The sequence below is a fragment of the Bacillus sp. FSL L8-0152 genome (assembly GCF_038006365.1).
GTDB lineage: Bacteria > Bacillota > Bacilli > Bacillales > Bacillaceae_G > Bacillus_A > Bacillus_A cereus.
In genome coordinates this window covers 516458-534336 of record NZ_JBBOVB010000001.1, presented here as the reverse complement: position 1 = coordinate 534336, position 17879 = coordinate 516458, and the positions used below count along the sequence as shown (strand labels likewise).

Below are 17879 nucleotides of genomic sequence, written 5' to 3'. Positions count from 1 at the left end.
GAGATGCATTTTTGTTTATTTAAATACCGGCTCTTTAAAGCTCGCTAATTTTTCAAGTGATGTTTTATCAACATCTGCATGTAAACTATTACCATGAGAGTCCATCGTTACAACTGCTTTAAAACCTTCAATGCGTAAATGCCACATTGCTTCTGGAATACCAAATTGTAAGAAATCAACATCTTTCACTTCTTTAATACATTCAGCATAATATTGCGCCGCACCGCCAATTGCGTTTAAGTACACGCCGCCGTGTTCTTCTAAAGCCGCTAATGTTTTCGCACCCATACCGCCTTTTCCAATAACAGCGCGAATACCAAATTTCTTCATAATATCGCCTTGGTACGGTTCTTCACGAATACTTGTCGTTGGACCTGCCGCTTTAATTTGCCAATTGTCATTGTCATCTTTCACAACAACTGGACCACAGTGGTAAATAATTTGTCCATTTAAATCTACTGGACAATCATTATCCATTAAATGCTTATGGATTGCGTCACGACCTGTATACATCATGCCATTAATTATTACAACATCACCAACGCGAAGTCCACGAATTTGCTCTTCTGTAATTGGTGCTTGTAATACAATCTCACGTTGCTCTGTTTTTTCTTGTGCTTCATGCTGAAGTGTATCTTCACCTTCTTGATATAACCAATCCATAATTTCACCTGTTTCAGGATGGATTGTTACACCTAGGCGGCGATATGCCCAGCAATTATACGCCACAGATACGTAGAAGCTAGCCGGCAGGCGGTTATACACGCCAATTTTACAGCCCAGTAAAGTGGTTTCTCCACCAAATCCCATTGTACCAATGCCAAGCTTATTCGCATTTTCTAATACGTACTCTTCAAGTTGTTGTAACTCTGGTACTGGATTGACGTCATCTAATGTACGGAATAATTGATTTTTTGCTAATTCATAACCTGATGTGCGGTCTCCCCCGATACCAACACCAATTACACCAGCACTACATCCTTGACCTTGTGCTTGGTATACTGCATGAAGAAGGCATTTACGAATTCCTTCTAAATCACGGCCAGCTCGTCCAAGTCCTTCTAGTTCACACGGTAAGCTATATTGAATATTTTTATTCTCACAGCCACCACCTTTTAGGATTAAACGTGCATCAATATAATCTTTTTCCCATTGTTCAAACTTAATAACCGGTGTACCTGGTCCTAAATTATTTCCACTATTGTCTCCAAAAAGAGAGTCAACAGAATTTGGACGAAGTTTACCATCTTTTGTCGCCCGCTCAAGCGCATTATAGATAGCTTCCTTCAACTTTAATTGGTTCACACCAACTGGTGTATAAATTTTAAACGTTGGCATCCCTGTATCTTGGCAAATCGGTGAGATGTTATCATCAGCCATTTTAATATTATTTGTAATTGTGCCAAGTGCCATCGCAGAACGAGTCCCTGCATTTTCTCGCTCTTTCGCTTGTTGAATCGCACGACGAACATCTTTCGGTAAGTTCGTTGACGTTTCAACAATTAGTTGATACATGCTTTCTTGAAGCTTTTCCATTGTTACTTCCCCCTCAATTGTGAACGCTACCAAAACGTTATGAGCTGAAAATTCCATTGTTATGCTCTTTAGCTTTTTATTTGTTTCACGCTATTAAAGCATAAATGAAATTTTTCACAACTTGATTATACCTCTTTTTCTATCGTCCTTCTATTATCCGCACAGAAAAAGGCTACCAAATTGGAATTGGCAGCCTTTTTAATATATTATTCGTCTTTTTTAAATTGCTCACATTTTAATTCTAATTCATCTAACATTGCAAGAAGACGATCTACATCTTCTAATTCTACTTCTTCAGGTTCAATTGTATCAATTACTTCAATGAACATATTTAAACGCTCTTTTAAATATACTAATTGTGTATCTTTATCTTGAATTGCTTTTCCCATGAAGGCACTCTCCTTTTAATTCGAGTTGCTTTTATTATACCGCAAAAATGATTGCTATGGGCATGAAATTTCATCAATTTTGTCACAGTCATCCACTATAATGTAAGCCCTCTCTCTTTTCACGCTAAAAAGTTTCACTTTATAAAAAGCACATATTCTTCTATTATAGAGAATGGACAAATTGTTATTTCAATAGTCAAAGGAGTATTTCATATGACGATATCACAAAAAATGAAGCCGATTACTCCTTCTTACGATCCATGGGAAACGTATATGGACCTTGAAGAGTACGGCAAACTACTATTAACAAATGTTGAATTTACAACGACGACGTTATGCAATATGCGCTGTGAGCATTGCGCTGTTGGTTACACGTTACAGCCGAAAGACCCAAATCCGCTTCCGATGGATCTTTTATTAAAACGATTAGATGAGATTCCTCATTTACGTTCTTTAAGTATTACTGGCGGAGAACCTATGCTTTCAAAAAAATCCGTCGACAACTATGTAACACCACTCTTAAAATACGCCCATGAACGAGGCGTTCGCACTCAAATCAACTCTAACTTAACTATAGATTTAGCACGTTACGAACAAATTATTCCTTATTTAGACGTGTTGCATATCTCTCATAACTGGGGAACAATTGATGACTTCGTTGAAGGCGGATTTGCAATGATGGAGCGTAAACCTACTTACGAACAACGTGCAAAATTATTCGAAAGAATGATTACAAATAGTAAGGCTCTATCAGATGCAGGTGTACTTGTATCGGCCGAAACAATGTTAAACAAAAGAACTCTACCACATATTGAACATATTCACCGTCAAATCGTCGAAGAGATGGGCTGTAAACGTCATGAAGTTCACCCAATGTATCCAAGTGACTTCGCGAGTAATCTAGAGATTTTAACAAAAGCTGAAATTCGTGATGCTATTGAGCATTTACTAGAAATTCGCGATGAAAATGTATGGATGTTATTTGGAACGTTACCTTTCTATGCTTGTAGCGATGACGAGCGAGACATTGCCACATTTAAAAAATTACAAGAGAGCAAAAATGTCACTGTTCGTAATGATCCAGATGGCCGTTCTCGTTTAAATGTAAATATTTTCGATGGAAATATTATTGTGACGGACTTTGGTGATGTTCCACTTCTAGGAAACATACAAACAAACACATTACAAGAAGCATATGACAAATGGAGTGCTTCAAAAACAGCAAAATCATTAAGCTGTCACTGTCCTGCAGTAAAATGTCTTGGACCAAATGTTCTTGTAAAAAACAGCTACTATCCGACAGAAGATTTCTTATCAAAAACAGCAAACATTACATTATAAAAAACGTCAGCTTATAAGCTGACGTTTTTTTATGTTATTGCGAGTGGGAGGAAGAAATGAATTTAAAAAATAAATAATCATGAATTGGAATCGCCGCTCCAATTCCTTGAGAAGTAATATTTTTCACAACAAGTCTTTTTTGATTTCCCTTTAATACAAGATACACTTCTCCAAATGTTACTTTTCCCTTTTCATTTACTGCTGGTGTATAAGCGTATAAATATCCGAGTTGACTCGGACTAATATTATACACACGCTCATGTCCAGTACCATAACCAATAGTTGTTTTAAACGAAAGGGGCAATTGTACTTTTTCAAGCGCTTTGAGAAGCATCATTTTTTTCACATCTGCAGCATCTTTCATATCTGCTGTTAAATCGCCTTCAACCGTCTTTTGTGTTTCTTGCTTATAGCGAAGTGGATATAAACGGTCTCCTCCGCGATTATCATACACATTTCGATTCACTTGTTTATATTCCCAATTAATCGATGTGTCTACTGATTCATAATGTAAAGCCCATTGACCTAAATAAATTTTTGCCCGGTACCCTACTGCAAGCGGCGCATTTGAAATTGTCGTTTCATTAAACATCCGAATTAAGTCTGGATTTTCAATTTTAATATTAGCTGTTTTCAATAGTTCTTGAGCAAACTTACTTGGCTGTAAACGTGGCAAATCTTGCGCATCATTTGGAAATGTATTGTCTTTTGAAATATTTAAAACAGATGAAGGCATTTTTGTTCCTACTGTTGTCTTTGCAAAACTCATGTTAGGAAATAATAAAATAAACGAGACCATAGTTGAAAGACATATGCTGTATACTCGTTTCACCTGTCTGGCTCCTTCCTATGTAAAGGTATATATACTACTTTGTTTATTGTTTTCTCTGAGCACAATTGTTATGCCTATTTTTCATAATAAATAAAAACCAATTCCCATAATGACATACGCCGCTAGTAAAGTGCCGCCTTCAAACCAGTTTGTATCTCCATCATTTGAAATCGCAATCGTTAAGAAAACGGCTGTAATCATAGATACAAGTTCTGGTATGGTAAATACTAAAGGCATCCTCTGCGCGAAGAACATAGATAGCAATACTAGTACAGGAGCAACAAACATGGCGATTTGTAATGTAGAACCTATTGCAATTTCGACTGCAATATTTACTTTATTTTTATAAGCCATAATAATTGCAGATGCATGTTCCGCTGCATTTCCAACAATTGCAACGATAATAACCCCTATAAATAATTCTGACCAACCAAATGATTTTGCAACAGTTTCAAAAGTATGCACGAGCGCCTCTGATACATAAGCTACCGCCAGTGTTGCTATCGCTAAAATAAGGAGTGCCTTCCCTTTCGACCACTCTGGCTCTTCTTCATGCGCTACTTCGTCACTTTTATGTTGATATACACCACGGTGCGTAACTAACTTAAATAGTAATGCAGCAAGGTACATGATAATCATAATAATAGAAACACCTATACTTAATTGATACGTCTTGCCAACGTCCATCTTCATTGAAAAGATCTCTGGAATAACAAAGGCCACGACAACAGCAAATATTAATAAAGCTGAATTATGCCTTGCATCGTAAACATTAAAGCTTTGCCTTTTATATTTAAGTCCACCTACAAAGAAGGATAGTCCTCCTACTAATAATAAATTTCCAAGTACAGAACCCGTTAAAGAAGCTAACACCACTTCAATTAACCCTGCTTGAAGTGCAAAAATTGAAATGATAAGTTCAACAGCATTACCGAAAGTAGCATTTAATAATCCGCCTATTCTAGGACCAGATACAATTGCTAAACTCTCTGTTGCTCTCCCCATAAAACCAGCTAACGCGATAATCGTAATACAATATACAGCGAACATAATTGTTTCTGGCCAATGAAGTGTTTTTCCAAGTACAGATAGTGGTACACCTATAAGTGCTACTATAAGAAATATTTTATTAAACATGCTTTTCACCCTTCCATCGTATGTATTTCTCCACAATATTATTATTATTCTTCTCCTAACTTGTCCGATTTCATCACAATTACGTTTAAAAAATCATCTTGATGAAAAGAGTATGAAAGATACTTCATTCTTATTTTGACGAAGAAAACTACAAAGTATGAAAAGAGGCTAAAAGCATGCATTTAAAAGAAAAAATTGAAACTATTATATGCGGTCAACGAACTGGTGTATTATCTACTGTACGTGAAAATAAACCTCATAGTGCCTTTATGATGTTTTTCCACGAAGATTTTGTGTTATATATTGCAACAGATCGGAAATCAAAAAAAATAACAGATATTGAAAACAATCCTAATGTCCATGTATTACTCGGACGAGAAGGAAAAAAATTAGATGAAGATTATATTGAAGTTGAAGGGTTAGCTTCAATCGAGGAAGACTCGACATTAAAAAACAAGTTTTGGAATAATAGCTTAAAACGTTGGTTACTCGGTCCTGAAGACCCTAATTACGTATTGATAAAAATCAATCCCGACACAATTTATTACATCGATGGTGCCGGTACGACGGAGCCTGAGTTTTTACGACTATAAAATAAAACAAGCCCCCCTTAGGTGGGCTTGTTTTGTCGAAAAGTTCTTTTGAAAAAAACAATAAAATAGGTGGAACTTTCTAAAGATTCTGTTATATAATAGCATTAACTTAAATAAACTGTATTAAAACAGATTGAGAGGAGAAATAAAATTGATGAAGAGAGAAGAACGCAAAAACATGATTGAGTTTATTGAAAAGAAAAAAGGGATTGAGCGTGACGAATTACTGTTTATGACAGACGATGAAGTAGAACATATTTATAATGTAACGTACTTTTTATATGAGGAAATTGCAGAGTAGTATAATAATCCCCACCTTATTAAAAATATAAGGTGGGGATTATTTCGTTATTTAGCCCACTATTTACAGGCAGTAAAACTCCCACCTTAAAATTCAGGTGGAGCAAGAAGTTAAGTTGAAGTCGTGCTTCCTATAAACCTCAATTGCTTCAACTTTATACATGAGAATCATTTTCATGTATAATACTGTAAGATTGGAGGGATTTTACTATGAGTTCGTGGCTCTTATTTGCACTATTATCAGCAATTGCTGCTGCCCTTGTATCGATTTTTGGAAAGTTTGGTTTAGACGGCATCGATGCAAACGTTGCAACAACAATTCGATCTATTATTATGGCATTATTTATGATAGGCGTTATTATCATACAAGGTAAATTTCAAAATATCGGCGACGTACTGCTAAATAAAAAAGCACTGCTATTTATCACATTAAGTGGGATTGCAGGTGCTTCGTCATGGCTATTTTATTTTCTTGCCCTCAAAACAGGAAAGGTTTCACAAGTAGCTCCTGTCGATAAATTAAGCGTCGTATTTTCTATCATTCTCGCTATGATTATCCTCGGTGAAAAGTTAAACTTTATGACCGGTGTTGGTGTAGTCTTTATTACAGCTGGTGTATTATTTATTGCTTTCAGCTAAAAAAACCGCTATTAGCGGTTTTTCTTTTTCTTTATGTACAACCATACAACACATGTAACAACTGCTGAAATTAATAAAATCCATATTCCATAATGATGTAAACTATACTCAACGAAGCGCCACTTCTCGCCTAACTTCCAGCCAAGCCCAATAAAAACACTTATCCAAATGAGCGCACCACCGTAAGCGTACAAACAAAAACGCCAAAGTGTCAAATTTGATACCCCAGCAAAATATGCTGTTAAATGACGTACTCCCGGTATAAAATAACCAATCATTAAAAGAAATGGCCCATATTTTTCAAATAAAATATGTGTTTTTTCAATGTGATGTTCTTTAATTCTAATTTTCGGCCCATATTTCTTTAAAACAGGGAGCCCAAGTTTTAAACCTAATATGTAGCTTAACGTGATCCCTAACATCGCACCAGCCATCCCACTTAAAAAAGCAGCAGTTCCTGACATAACTCCTTTTGAAACATTATAACCAACAAAGGTCAATAAAAACTCGTCTGGTATCGGTAATCCGACAATCCCACCAGCCAAAGCTATAACAATTCCAAAATAGCCATAATGCGCGATTAACTCGCCAATATGTTGTTCCATTCGGAAGACACATCCTATGCACGATCGTTATTCCACATTGTACCCTTTCTATCTTTAAGGCAAACATGGTATACATATTCACTATACATTGTTTTTATAATGAACTCTACTTCTATTCTTTCCTTTAACAGAGATAAAGTGAAACTTTAATCAGTGGGAGTTTTGTAATTATTAACCTATGCCAATCTTGCTTCTACAGACATCCCGACTCCCACATAACTCACTTACATTCACTAATTTTGAGATTAGATTCTTACTGCCTGCAAATGTCCTGATAAAAAATAAAAATTCATATGCGTGTTTTTTTGTTACAATAAAGGAAAGTTACTTTTCGCAACGGTTTAACTCTCAAGAAAAATGATATATCTACCAAAAACATAGTTTGGTCTATATAATCCAACTTCTACCTATTAAAAGAACATGAACCCTTTTACATACAACATCATTTTTCTAAATTATACAGGGGGGAACGAACATGACCATTGAAAATCAATTTATTCAAAAAGTTTACTATAAAACATTTTTAACAGAAGAAACTTCTACTCCTGCATCGAAAGTACTCGGTGAAGCATATATAAATGAATCTAAAAATGAATTCTCCAACATTTCTAATATTCGATTTGCTCAAGGTGAATTTTATTATCAAAATAAAGATTTTGAAGCAGCTATATTTAAATGGGAAAAAGTTAATAATACTCTTGCACTTTGGGCAACAAAAAATATTGCAGATGCTTATTTTGAACTAGGATTCCTACCAAAGGCAGAAGAAATTTATCAATCTATTCAAACAGAAGATACAACTCTTACGATGGAAGTTTCATTACAACTTCTTTCTCTTTATATCGAACAAGATCGTTTAGGACTTGCTTTTAAGACGATTAGTGAAGCTGTTGCATTCCAACCGGATTACCCAAATATTACTGCAATTGCACGTTCTTTCTATGAAAAACAAGAAGATTGGAACAACGCTATCGAACTAGCTGTTCAAGAAGGTATTCGAACACAATCTTTACACTGGTTTGATACATTAATAAATTACATAAACAAAGGATTTACTAAAAATATTAAGCCTGAATATTTCTATGAGTCTTTAAAAGCTCTATATGCTGTTGATCAAGCTCAATTTAAAGAACTTGTTATTGCTCTTTGGAATAGCTACCAACATGAATCCTTATACCTTCCTTGGATTCAAAGTATTAATCATTTATTCTTGCATATTGAAACAGACAATAATGACGATTGGAATGAAATTTCTACTCGCTATCAAGAAACATACTTTGCATTAATTACCGGAAATCATTTTATGCATGAATTAAACGGACTTGTACCAAATCTATTAACAAATTGGTTCAGTTTAACGAAAGCAAAAGATTCTCTAGTTGTCTCTGCAGCAGTATTAGCATGGAATGAAGTCTCACCTACAACCTTAGAATCATTACTCGTAAAAAGTGCTGGATCCTTACTTTCTAATACATCAGCTGAAGCAGATGTAAATATGGAAATAGTTTCTCATTTATTCGAAACAATCGCTGTATGGGCTGAGAAAAATGATGTAGATTTAAGTCATCAATTTACGCTACTCGTCCATGAACTATGTGATTTAAATGTCACACCACTACTAATAGCTGGAACTAGTGACCATGATAAAACATCATTTGTTAATTCAATATTAGGAGAGAACATCTTAACTGAAACTTTAACAACTCCTATTCTATTTAAAGACGCTAGTCAAACTGAAATAACAGAATTTACCGAGTTAGATATCAGAAATATCTCTAACCTTGATGAATTCCACCAAATAGCGGCTACATCTGCTCAGTCAGAACTTGAGAAAAAATGTATAGAAATTAAGCTACCAAGTAGATTTTTAAGAAAAAATAAGTTTACATTTCTTATTACACCATCCATTCAAGGACAATTGGATAAAAACAATGCATACTTTGAATACTTACAAGCAGCAGATAGCCTTGTTTACGTATTAAATTCTTCTTCACCATTGCATAGTGAAGAAATTGATACGTTAATTTATTTACGTGAACAAGTACCAAATTTACAAATTCACTTCGTATTACACACAAATAATACGACTACTAATGAAAAACTAATTAGTAAACTTAAAGTACATTTTCCAGATGCACAATTCTTCCCATACTCTCCTTCGCAAGAGAGTAGTCAGCAACTTGGAGATGTAACAGAATCTATTCTCTCTAATCTTGCAAAACGCGATATAGAAAAAGAACGTATAGAAAAGCTAATATGGTTTACGCAAAAGACAATTGCTTATCTCATAAATGAACGTGTGGAATTAGAAAATACATTAGTAAAATCCGTACGCTGGAATAAACACATCTCAGTGAAACTTACTGGATTTATTAATAACCTTACTGCTCTTGAAAAAGATAAAATTCGCTCTATTACCGAATCCTATCTTTTAACGAAAGAAGAAATTACACGAGATATACATTCTCAAATTCCTGAATTATTACAGAGCTGCTCTGATCTTGTTCAAGAAGATAGTGATTTCAAACTAGTTCATGAAGAATTAAATGCTGCAATGAATGAACGAGTTCAAAAGCATGTACAACAGGTACTTCTTCCTAAATTTACTGGGTCTATTCAAGAATGGATTGAAACAGCACATAATGAATTTATTCAAGCTCAAGCTTATTTAGATGAAATGAGTGAAACGTTTAATAAATTATATAAAGAAGAACGTATGAAACTTCCTTGCGATTTCAAATTATTAGATGATTGGAATCGAGATGTTGTACGAATGACAAATCGAATTACAGTAACGAACATCAATATTTTATTACGCTTTACACCAACACAGTTTTTCTTAAAAAGTGCCGGAAAATTATTTGGTAATATGCAAAAAAACCAATCTATGCTCGCCAACAAATATAAACAATATATTGAAACAGAAGACTATACAGAAATTGCTCACACAATTTCAAAACAATTCTTCCTACAATTTGAAGTATTTGAAGGTGCATTAGAACGTGATATCATGATGTTCTTTAAAGATCCACTTAGCATATTGAAACAAAATGTGGATGCAGCTCAACTTGAGATAAAGGAAGACGAGCAAACATTAGCAACGCTAAGAAGCAATCCAGAAACATATCATGATCCTTTGGCGTTATTTAAACTACAATTGCTACAACATAAATTCGTTTTAAGTACTACAAAGAAACATGAAGATATGTTTGTATCTAACGAATCTCCTACTGTTTAACAAAAAAACCAAGCAAACTAAAATTTGCTTGGTTTTTTACTTTATTATTTTCATATGTTCAAACGGATAATAAATGCCTGCTAACTTTCCTAACACATCTTCTCTATCAATAAAACCTAAACCATTTCTACTATCTTTACTTATTAAGCGATTATCTCCCATAACAAAAATCTTATTTTTAGGAACTGTAATCGGTCCAAAGTCCTCTGTTAAATTCATAAGTTTTTTTTCTGCTTGTTTTTTATTACTATCCAAATACTCTTCATCTTTCACTTCAGAATTTACATATAATTGATCATTTCTCATCTCAATTATATCTCCAGATAATCCAATCACTCTTTTGACATAAAAATTATCTGTTTTCACAACAATAATATCTTCTCTCCCATAGCTTTCAAATTGTTTTGCTAACTTATTAACAATTACCTTATCTCCATCTTGCAACGTTGGCCTCATAGATGCTCCTTTTACAGTCGTAGGGAAAAACACAAAAATTTTCGCCAAAAACACCAATAAACATGCAATTGCAATAGTTCCAAAGAATTCACGCCAACGTTTTTTCTTTTGCATCATTTCACCATCTCATCATCTTTTTACTTTTATTATAAATAATACAACCGATATTTTTCTACAAAATTCTGAATTATAAAATTATAATATTAGAAATTTCAAAATGGTAATACTGATCAAATTAAACAAGCAAAAAAGATACTCTCAAAATAGTCTATTCACTATTTTGAGAGTATCTTTTTATAATCCCACATATACAATACACATTTGAGCAGATACATATGTAAACCAAATCCAAAGTGGCTCATACTTCAATTTACGCCCTCCGATATCTGTCACGCCAATAATAAAATCAGAAATCACAAACAGTAAACCACCAAACGCTGGTATCCACCATATTCCTGTATTTTCATAATATAAGGCGAATGCAAAGCAAGCCATTCCTCCAACCCACAATCCGTAAATTAGAGCTCCTATCGTAAACAATTTATCCTGTTTATCATTTCGGATAAAGAAGAACCATCCTACAATTAGAAAGAGCCCATATACGAGTAAGCCAATCCAAAAACCATTCCACGAAATTCCTGTTTGCAAAAATGCTTTTACATAAAAACAATGAGCAAGAGCGAAAGTAACCATCCCACCAATTAACCTGTGACCAATTGGAATCAGCCCAGCCATAAACAAATCTCCCACAGTCGATAAAGTCATACCAAGTGCAACCCACGTACTATACTCTACAGATGGATCTTGTAACCATATCCAAATTGCACTACCTGTTAAAGAAAAACTAAGAATAAGACGGATTGCTAAAGGTAACGGCATATTATCTTTCGTTCTTTTTGTCTGCCGCATTGCATAAATTGCACCAATTAAAAAAAGAAGTATTTGCCCAATTAACACCACGTAAAGTAGATTCATAATATGTTCTCCTCAATAAATGCTTTTTGTATCTTTTTTCGTTACACTTAGTCTATTATCCTTTTTCTATAAAAAAAGAAGAACAGTACTGTTCTTCCATTGTAATCGCTTTTCTGCTTTCTATGCTACTTGTTTTTCTTTCTCTATTTTTTGCTTAGCTGGCGTCCGATTTACCACAATAATTCCCGCGGCTACACATGCTAAACCGAGTAACACAAATGAATGAATTGCTTCACCTAAAATCATGCTCGATAATAACACACCAAATACGGGTATAAAGAACATATACATAGATACTTTTCCAACCTTATTGTACTTCATAATTGTATTCCAAATGCAAAAACCAGCTGCAGATAAGAAAGATAAATAAATCAGCATAAGTAGTGCATGTAGACTAAATGTAAATGGCATTACTCCAACTTGTAAAGCCCCTATACATAATAATCCTATAGAACCAAACATCATTTGGTATGCTGTCATATAGCCAACATCTAACGTTTTACTACCTTCTTTCGCTAATATGTTTCCATATGAATACAGCATTGCTGCACTAAGAAGTAATAAGCTTCCGATTCCAAAATGAAATGATAAGCTACCATCACTCGGCATATTTACTAAAACGACGCCACAAAAGCCAATCGATACGCCAATTATTTTTCTCATATTGAGGGCATCATCTTTATATAAAAAATGGGCGAGTAAAATTTGAAAGAATGATGATGTCCCTGAAATGATAGCTCCTTCAATTCCCGAACTATAACTCATTCCAATATAAAAACAGATATATTGAAGAAACGTTTGGAATAAACCAATTTGTATTAACTGTTTCCCCGTTCCTTTTTTGAAGCTCATATCTTTTCCTAACACTTTAAAGAATAATAAGAGCATGAATCCAGATAAAAAGAAACGATAACCGGCAAATAATATTTGCTCTCCAACTTCTTGTGGTTGAATTCCAAGTTCAACATAACTTAATTTAATAAAAGGAAATGCGCTTCCCCATAAAAAAGTTGCTACTATTGCAGCAATAAATACGCCAATCGGATGGGTAAAAAATTTCTCTGTCTTCACTTGTTGTCTTCCTTTCCGACCTTTTTATGAACAATATTCATATATACCAAAGGAATTGCGAAAACACAAGTTTTCCGTTTATACTTGAAACAAAACCGTACCATCTCATAAAAACATATGATATACTATAGAATAATTACAACATAAGAACGATTAAAAACAGATTCAACAGAAATGCTGCTATCCATTATGGATGGCAGCTTTCGTCGTTTTATAGGGGTTTCGATTTTGATTATTTTTCTCAATAAGAATTCGGAAGGAGCGAGTAGTAATGAACTCAGAAGTAAAAACGTTACACGCAAAAGAAACAATTTCTCATCCCTCTTTATGGGACACATTAAAAAAACATTATGAACTTGTATTTGCAGTAGCATCTGGTATTTTTATTTTAGTTGGTTGGTTATTTACAAAGAACGATGCAATGAATGTAGGTATTACTTGCTATATCCTTGCTTATATAGTTGGTGGATATGCAAAAGCAAAAGAAGGAATTGAAGATACGATTGAAGAAAAAGAGCTAAATGTTGAAATGCTAATGCTCTTTGCAGCTATTGGTGCTGCAATTATTGGCTACTGGGCAGAAGGGGCTATTTTAATCTTCATCTTTGCACTCAGCGGTGCTATGGAATCTTATACGTTAAGTAAGAGCCAAAAAGAAATTTCCGCTCTTCTTGACTTACAGCCTGAAGAAGCATTACGTATTTCCACCGGAACTGAGGAACGTGTTCCGGTTGGAGAGTTACAAATTAACGACATTATTTTAATTAAACCCGGTGAACGTGTTCCTGCTGACGGTACGATTCATAACGGTGAAACAAATATCGATGAGGCAGCAATCACAGGAGAACCTATTCCAAATGAGAAAAGACATGGCGATGAAGTATTTGCCGGTACTGTAAATTTACGTGGTGCTATCGAAGTTAAAATTACGAAGCCGAGCGATCAAACATTATTCCAAAAGATTATCCGTCTCGTCCAAAGTGCACAAAGTGAAAAATCACCATCACAACTATTCATTGAAAAGTTTGAAGGAACATACGTAAAAGGTGTACTACTCGTTGTTGCGCTTATGATGTTCGTTCCTCATTTCTTACTTGACTGGAGCTGGAATGAAACGTTTTATCGCGCTATGATCTTACTTGTAGTCGCATCTCCTTGTGCGCTCGTAGCTGCCATTACACCAGCTACGTTATCAGCCATTTCTAACGGAGCGAGAAACGGTATTCTCTTTAAAGGCGGTATACATTTAGAACGCCTTGCTTCTGTGAAAGCAATCGCGTTTGATAAAACAGGAACATTAACAGAAGGTAAACCTACCGTAACAGATGTATATGTTCGAGAAAATATAACAGAAAAAGAAGTACTTTATATTACAGCATCAATTGAAAGTCACTCTACACATCCTTTAGCTGAATCCATTGTTAAATATGCACAACATGCGTACGACATTACTTTAAAAAAACCAGAAAAGGTTGAAGATGTAACTGGTTTTGGTCTAAAAGGAATATTGGAAAACAACGCTTATAAAATAGGTAAAGCTGATTTTATCGGTGAAGAAACAAAGACATTTCATAATGGTATTTCTGCCTCACTTGAAAAAGAAGGTAAAACTGTCGTTTATATTAGTGATGAGGGAGGCATTCTTGGACTTATCGCTTTAAAAGATACGCTTCGCCAAGAAACAATAGCTGCTATTCGTGATTTACAAAGCATTGGTGTCGAAGCAATTATGATTACTGGAGATAATGAAGAAACGGCAAAAGCAATTGCCTCTGAAAGTAATATAAAGGAATATTATGCATCATGCTTACCAGAAACAAAAGTTGAAACGATTAAAAAGTTAAAAGAAAAATACGGTACAGTAGCAATGGTTGGAGACGGTATAAATGATGCACCTGCCCTAGCTACTGCTAGCATTGGTGTCGCAATGGGGGAAGGAACAGATGTAGCTTTAGAAACTGCAGATGTTGTACTGATGAAGAACGAACTATCTCGCCTTTCCCAAGCAATTCGTTTATCAAAACGAATGAACCGTATTGTGAAGCAAAACGTAATCTTTTCGCTAGCCGTTATTGCCATGCTAATTTGTTCAAACTTCTTGCAATTTTTAGCTCTTCCATTCGGTGTTATTGGCCATGAAGGAAGTACGATTCTTGTCATTTTGAATGGCTTACGATTACTAAAAGGAAGCAAATAAAACGGGTCCCTCATAGAGGACCCGTTTTTTTTAGTGATAGCTATTATGACCGTTCGCACTGCTACTCGTTTTATGCTTTGGATGCGAACTGCTCTTTTGTTTATTATTACTTTTATTATTATGGTTCTTTTTATTATTACTCATGAAATATCCCCCCTGTTCCTTTTTATTATGGAACAAGAACTCATTATTCATTACGGGAATTATTGTCACCGGTTCTATAATGGTGGAGTAAACCATTAATTTCACCGCCAAGTAAAATTACCCATCCAGTTAAATAAAACCATAACATTAAAATAATGATACCACCGAGACCACCATATGTATTGGCGTAATTCGCAAACTTATCTACATAATAAGCAAATGAGTAAGACACCACAATCCATCCTACAGTAGCAAATAACGCCCCTGAAATAACTTCTCTTCTTTTTAACTTTCGATCTGGTGCAAATGTATATAAGAAACTAAACAAAGCAAATAGTACGAAGAAACTCGCTACTAATCGTGTAATGCTCCATACGAAAGAAAAACTATCTGATAAACCGAGTGCTTTAAACACTGCTGCTCCAATAACTTGTCCGAATACCGGAACAATTAACGCAAAGACAATCATAAAAATAATAGCTAATGTAAACACAATTGATAACGCTCTTGTTGTAATAAAAGAACGTGTTTCCTTTACGTCATAAGCGCGGTTAAAAGCATTCATAACCGCATTAACACCATTTGAGGCAAACCATAACATGGATAATAAACCAAATGATAATAAACCACCATTTTGCTGGTTTACAACTTTATCTACATTTACCTCAATTAAGTTCATTGCATCATCTGGTACATAAACCTCTAATAAACTAAGCACATCCTCTGTTTGAATGGGAATAAATCCAAGAAGCGTAATTAAGAAAACGAGCCCAGGAAAAATTGCAAGCAAGAAGAAATAAGCGAGCTGTGCTGCCAAGCCCGCTACATCATCGCGCATCGTCCGGTCATATAAATCTTTACCAAACGAATAAGTACGATTTCTTCTCACCTTTTCTAAAATTTTTCTCATATATGTTTAAACGCTTTTCTTCTCTTCTTTATCTTGCTTTAACTCAATGTACGCTTCAGTTTTTTTTTCCACTGCATTTGAGTCTTTTATAAATAATTCACGCGCTTCTTTCATACCACCATCTTCAGCAACTACTGGCTCTTCTTCTGCTTTCAGCTCATCTACCTTTGGAGATACAGCTTGAATTTCAATCGTTTCTGGCTTTTCTTCTGGCTCAACTTTTTTCTTACTAAAAATTTCTTTCGTTTCTTTTAACGTCTCTACAACAGATGGCGTTAATTTTTTAATTTCTGCTACTTTCGCTTTTACCACATTGAAATCAGCAAGTTCGCGTCCTTTATCTGTAACAGTTTGCACTTTTTCTTTGATCTTTGCATTTTCACCAATTTCAATCATCTTTGTTTTTGCTTTTTCTGCTGTATTTTTTACTTTTTCACGGTTTTCTTTCTTTAACATGGATACAGCTACACCTGCCGCTACACCAATCGCAATGTTTCGAGCAATATTATTTTTCTTTGCCATATTCCTTCACCCTTTCATTTCTTATGTTAGAAAGTATTTCTTTCTAAGCTTCCTCATATTCCTTGTTCATTTCGAATGAAAGCTAATAGCTTTGCACACCCTTCTGTTACAAGGTCATATACTTCTTGGAAATTCCCTGTATAGTAAGGGTCAGGAACGTCTGTCCAGCCACCGTCTGGAACAAAATCGGACAGCCTACCAATATAGCCTCCAGTTTTACCTAAACTTTTTAAATCTGCTATATTCTTGTTGTCCATGGCAATAATATAATCAAACTTTGTTAAGTCTTCTTTTTCTACTTGCCTTGCTTTAATTCCTTCAAAAGTGACTGCATTTTCTTTTAAAATTTTTTGTGTTCCTTTATGTGGCGGATGGCCAACATGCCAATCTCCAGTTCCTGCAGAATCAATGACAATTTTCTCTTCAAGTCCCTCTTTTACGACAAGATTTCGAAAAATCGCTTCTGCCATCGGAGAACGGCAAATGTTCCCAAGACAAACAAACAATACTTGAACCATGTTTTTGTTTCTTCCCTTCTTGGTGCATTTCTTCATATATACTTATAGTATAAACAACCAATTATGAAATATAAAGGAAATCCCTACTAATTTAATAGGATTGAAAAGATCCATTAACGAAAATGATAAAAAATGTTAAGATAGCCTTATGTTATTTTAAAGGGGGACACTTCGGTGGATTTATCCGTAAAGTCAGAAGAAAACGTTGAATACATGGTCGAAGCTATTAAAGAAAAATTACGTATGGTTAATGCTGGAGCGATGAGAGCTGCTAGTTTTAACGAAGAAATGTACGAAGATTTACGTGACATTTATGATCATGTTATGAAACGTGAAACATTCAGCATTAGTGAAATGCAAGCTATTACAGAAGAATTAGGTACATTAATTAAAAAGTAAAAAAGCCTCTCTTATATGAGGCTCTTTTTTATTTCCAACAAATTCATGACAACTCTTCTCTTTCCCTCAACCAACTG

18 protein-coding genes are annotated in these 17879 nt (G+C 34.7%); 7 read left to right on the top strand and 11 right to left on the bottom strand.

Annotation, left to right across the window (positions count from 1 at the left end):
• Window positions 1-15 precede the first annotated feature (15 nt).
• Window positions 16-1536, bottom strand: a complete 1521-nt coding sequence (gene fumA, locus MHH27_RS02790; RefSeq protein WP_000413528.1) for a class I fumarate hydratase — start codon at window positions 1534-1536, stop codon at window positions 16-18.
• Between the two features lie 206 nt (window positions 1537-1742).
• The gene (locus MHH27_RS02785) at window positions 1743-1925 is read right to left on the bottom strand and encodes an SE1561 family protein (protein ID WP_000513558.1); all 183 of its coding nucleotides are present in this window, start codon (window positions 1923-1925) and stop codon (window positions 1743-1745) included.
• A gap of 213 nt (window positions 1926-2138) precedes the next feature.
• Between MHH27_RS02785 and yfkAB the strand changes: the two genes are divergently transcribed.
• Window positions 2139-3266, top strand: coding sequence for a radical SAM/CxCxxxxC motif protein YfkAB (gene yfkAB, locus MHH27_RS02780; protein ID WP_340941591.1), 1128 nt, complete (start codon window positions 2139-2141; stop codon window positions 3264-3266).
• Window positions 3267-3300: 34 nt separating this feature from the next.
• Here the strand turns inward: yfkAB and MHH27_RS02775 are convergent, their stop codons facing one another.
• Together MHH27_RS02775 and cax are read right to left on the bottom strand one after the other, a co-directional pair.
• Window positions 3301-4098: a YfkD famly protein gene (locus MHH27_RS02775; RefSeq protein ID WP_002098868.1), complete on the bottom strand. Its 798-nt coding sequence runs from the start codon at window positions 4096-4098 to the stop codon at window positions 3301-3303.
• A gap of 81 nt (window positions 4099-4179) precedes the next feature.
• The gene (cax, locus tag MHH27_RS02770; RefSeq protein WP_142338773.1) at window positions 4180-5235 is read right to left on the bottom strand and encodes a calcium/proton exchanger; all 1056 of its coding nucleotides are present in this window, start codon (window positions 5233-5235) and stop codon (window positions 4180-4182) included.
• Between the two features lie 176 nt (window positions 5236-5411).
• Here cax and MHH27_RS02765 point away from each other — a divergent pair, with 176 nt between their 5' ends.
• The 3 genes from MHH27_RS02765 to MHH27_RS02755 all read left to right on the top strand — a co-directional run bounded on the left by MHH27_RS02765 (window position 5412) and on the right by MHH27_RS02755 (window position 6767).
• Entirely contained in the window at window positions 5412-5828 is a 417-nt protein-coding gene (locus MHH27_RS02765; RefSeq protein ID WP_016083647.1) for a pyridoxamine 5'-phosphate oxidase family protein, read from the top strand.
• Window positions 5829-5982: 154 nt separating this feature from the next.
• Complete coding sequence (locus MHH27_RS02760; RefSeq protein WP_000817786.1) at window positions 5983-6129, top strand: BH0509 family protein; 147 nt, start codon at window positions 5983-5985, stop codon at window positions 6127-6129.
• Between the two features lie 209 nt (window positions 6130-6338).
• Entirely contained in the window at window positions 6339-6767 is a 429-nt protein-coding gene (locus MHH27_RS02755) for an EamA family transporter (protein ID WP_000100295.1), read from the top strand.
• Window positions 6768-6778: 11 nt separating this feature from the next.
• Here the strand turns inward: MHH27_RS02755 and MHH27_RS02750 are convergent, their stop codons facing one another.
• The gene (locus tag MHH27_RS02750; protein WP_000434878.1) at window positions 6779-7372 is read right to left on the bottom strand and encodes a DedA family protein; all 594 of its coding nucleotides are present in this window, start codon (window positions 7370-7372) and stop codon (window positions 6779-6781) included.
• A gap of 475 nt (window positions 7373-7847) precedes the next feature.
• Here MHH27_RS02750 and MHH27_RS02745 point away from each other — a divergent pair, with 475 nt between their 5' ends.
• The gene (locus MHH27_RS02745; RefSeq protein ID WP_340941588.1) at window positions 7848-10610 is read left to right on the top strand and encodes a tetratricopeptide repeat protein; all 2763 of its coding nucleotides are present in this window, start codon (window positions 7848-7850) and stop codon (window positions 10608-10610) included.
• A 36-nt stretch (window positions 10611-10646) separates the two neighbouring features.
• Here the strand turns inward: MHH27_RS02745 and lepB are convergent, their stop codons facing one another.
• The 3 genes from lepB to MHH27_RS02730 all read right to left on the bottom strand — a co-directional run bounded on the left by lepB (window position 10647) and on the right by MHH27_RS02730 (window position 13112).
• A complete protein-coding gene (gene lepB, locus MHH27_RS02740) occupies window positions 10647-11183 on the bottom strand; it encodes a signal peptidase I (RefSeq protein WP_000983310.1) in 537 nt (178 codons plus the stop codon).
• Window positions 11184-11360: 177 nt separating this feature from the next.
• Entirely contained in the window at window positions 11361-12041 is a 681-nt protein-coding gene (locus tag MHH27_RS02735; RefSeq protein ID WP_340941586.1) for a lysoplasmalogenase, read from the bottom strand.
• Between the two features lie 120 nt (window positions 12042-12161).
• Complete coding sequence (locus tag MHH27_RS02730) at window positions 12162-13112, bottom strand: DMT family transporter (protein WP_000845702.1); 951 nt, start codon at window positions 13110-13112, stop codon at window positions 12162-12164.
• A gap of 271 nt (window positions 13113-13383) precedes the next feature.
• On the opposite strand from MHH27_RS02730, the gene MHH27_RS02725 reads away from it, so the two are divergent.
• Window positions 13384-15309 (top strand): heavy metal translocating P-type ATPase, encoded by a 1926-nt coding sequence (locus MHH27_RS02725; RefSeq protein ID WP_001083755.1) that lies wholly within the window; start codon window positions 13384-13386, stop codon window positions 15307-15309.
• A gap of 187 nt (window positions 15310-15496) precedes the next feature.
• Here the strand turns inward: MHH27_RS02725 and MHH27_RS02720 are convergent, their stop codons facing one another.
• From MHH27_RS02720 to MHH27_RS02710, 3 genes are read right to left on the bottom strand one after another with little or no spacing between them, the layout of a single operon-like run.
• Window positions 15497-16363 carry a YihY/virulence factor BrkB family protein gene (locus MHH27_RS02720; protein WP_001226536.1) on the bottom strand — a complete coding sequence of 289 codons (867 nt, stop codon included), beginning with the start codon at window positions 16361-16363 and terminating at the stop codon, window positions 15497-15499.
• Between the two features lie 6 nt (window positions 16364-16369).
• Complete coding sequence (locus MHH27_RS02715) at window positions 16370-16885, bottom strand: DUF4075 domain-containing protein (protein ID WP_001085387.1); 516 nt, start codon at window positions 16883-16885, stop codon at window positions 16370-16372.
• Window positions 16886-16938: 53 nt separating this feature from the next.
• Window positions 16939-17403, bottom strand: coding sequence for a low molecular weight protein-tyrosine-phosphatase (locus MHH27_RS02710; RefSeq protein ID WP_000250916.1), 465 nt, complete (start codon window positions 17401-17403; stop codon window positions 16939-16941).
• A gap of 174 nt (window positions 17404-17577) precedes the next feature.
• Between MHH27_RS02710 and MHH27_RS02705 the strand changes: the two genes are divergently transcribed.
• Complete coding sequence (locus MHH27_RS02705; RefSeq protein WP_000366196.1) at window positions 17578-17802, top strand: DUF1128 domain-containing protein; 225 nt, start codon at window positions 17578-17580, stop codon at window positions 17800-17802.
• Window positions 17803-17879 lie beyond the last annotated feature (77 nt).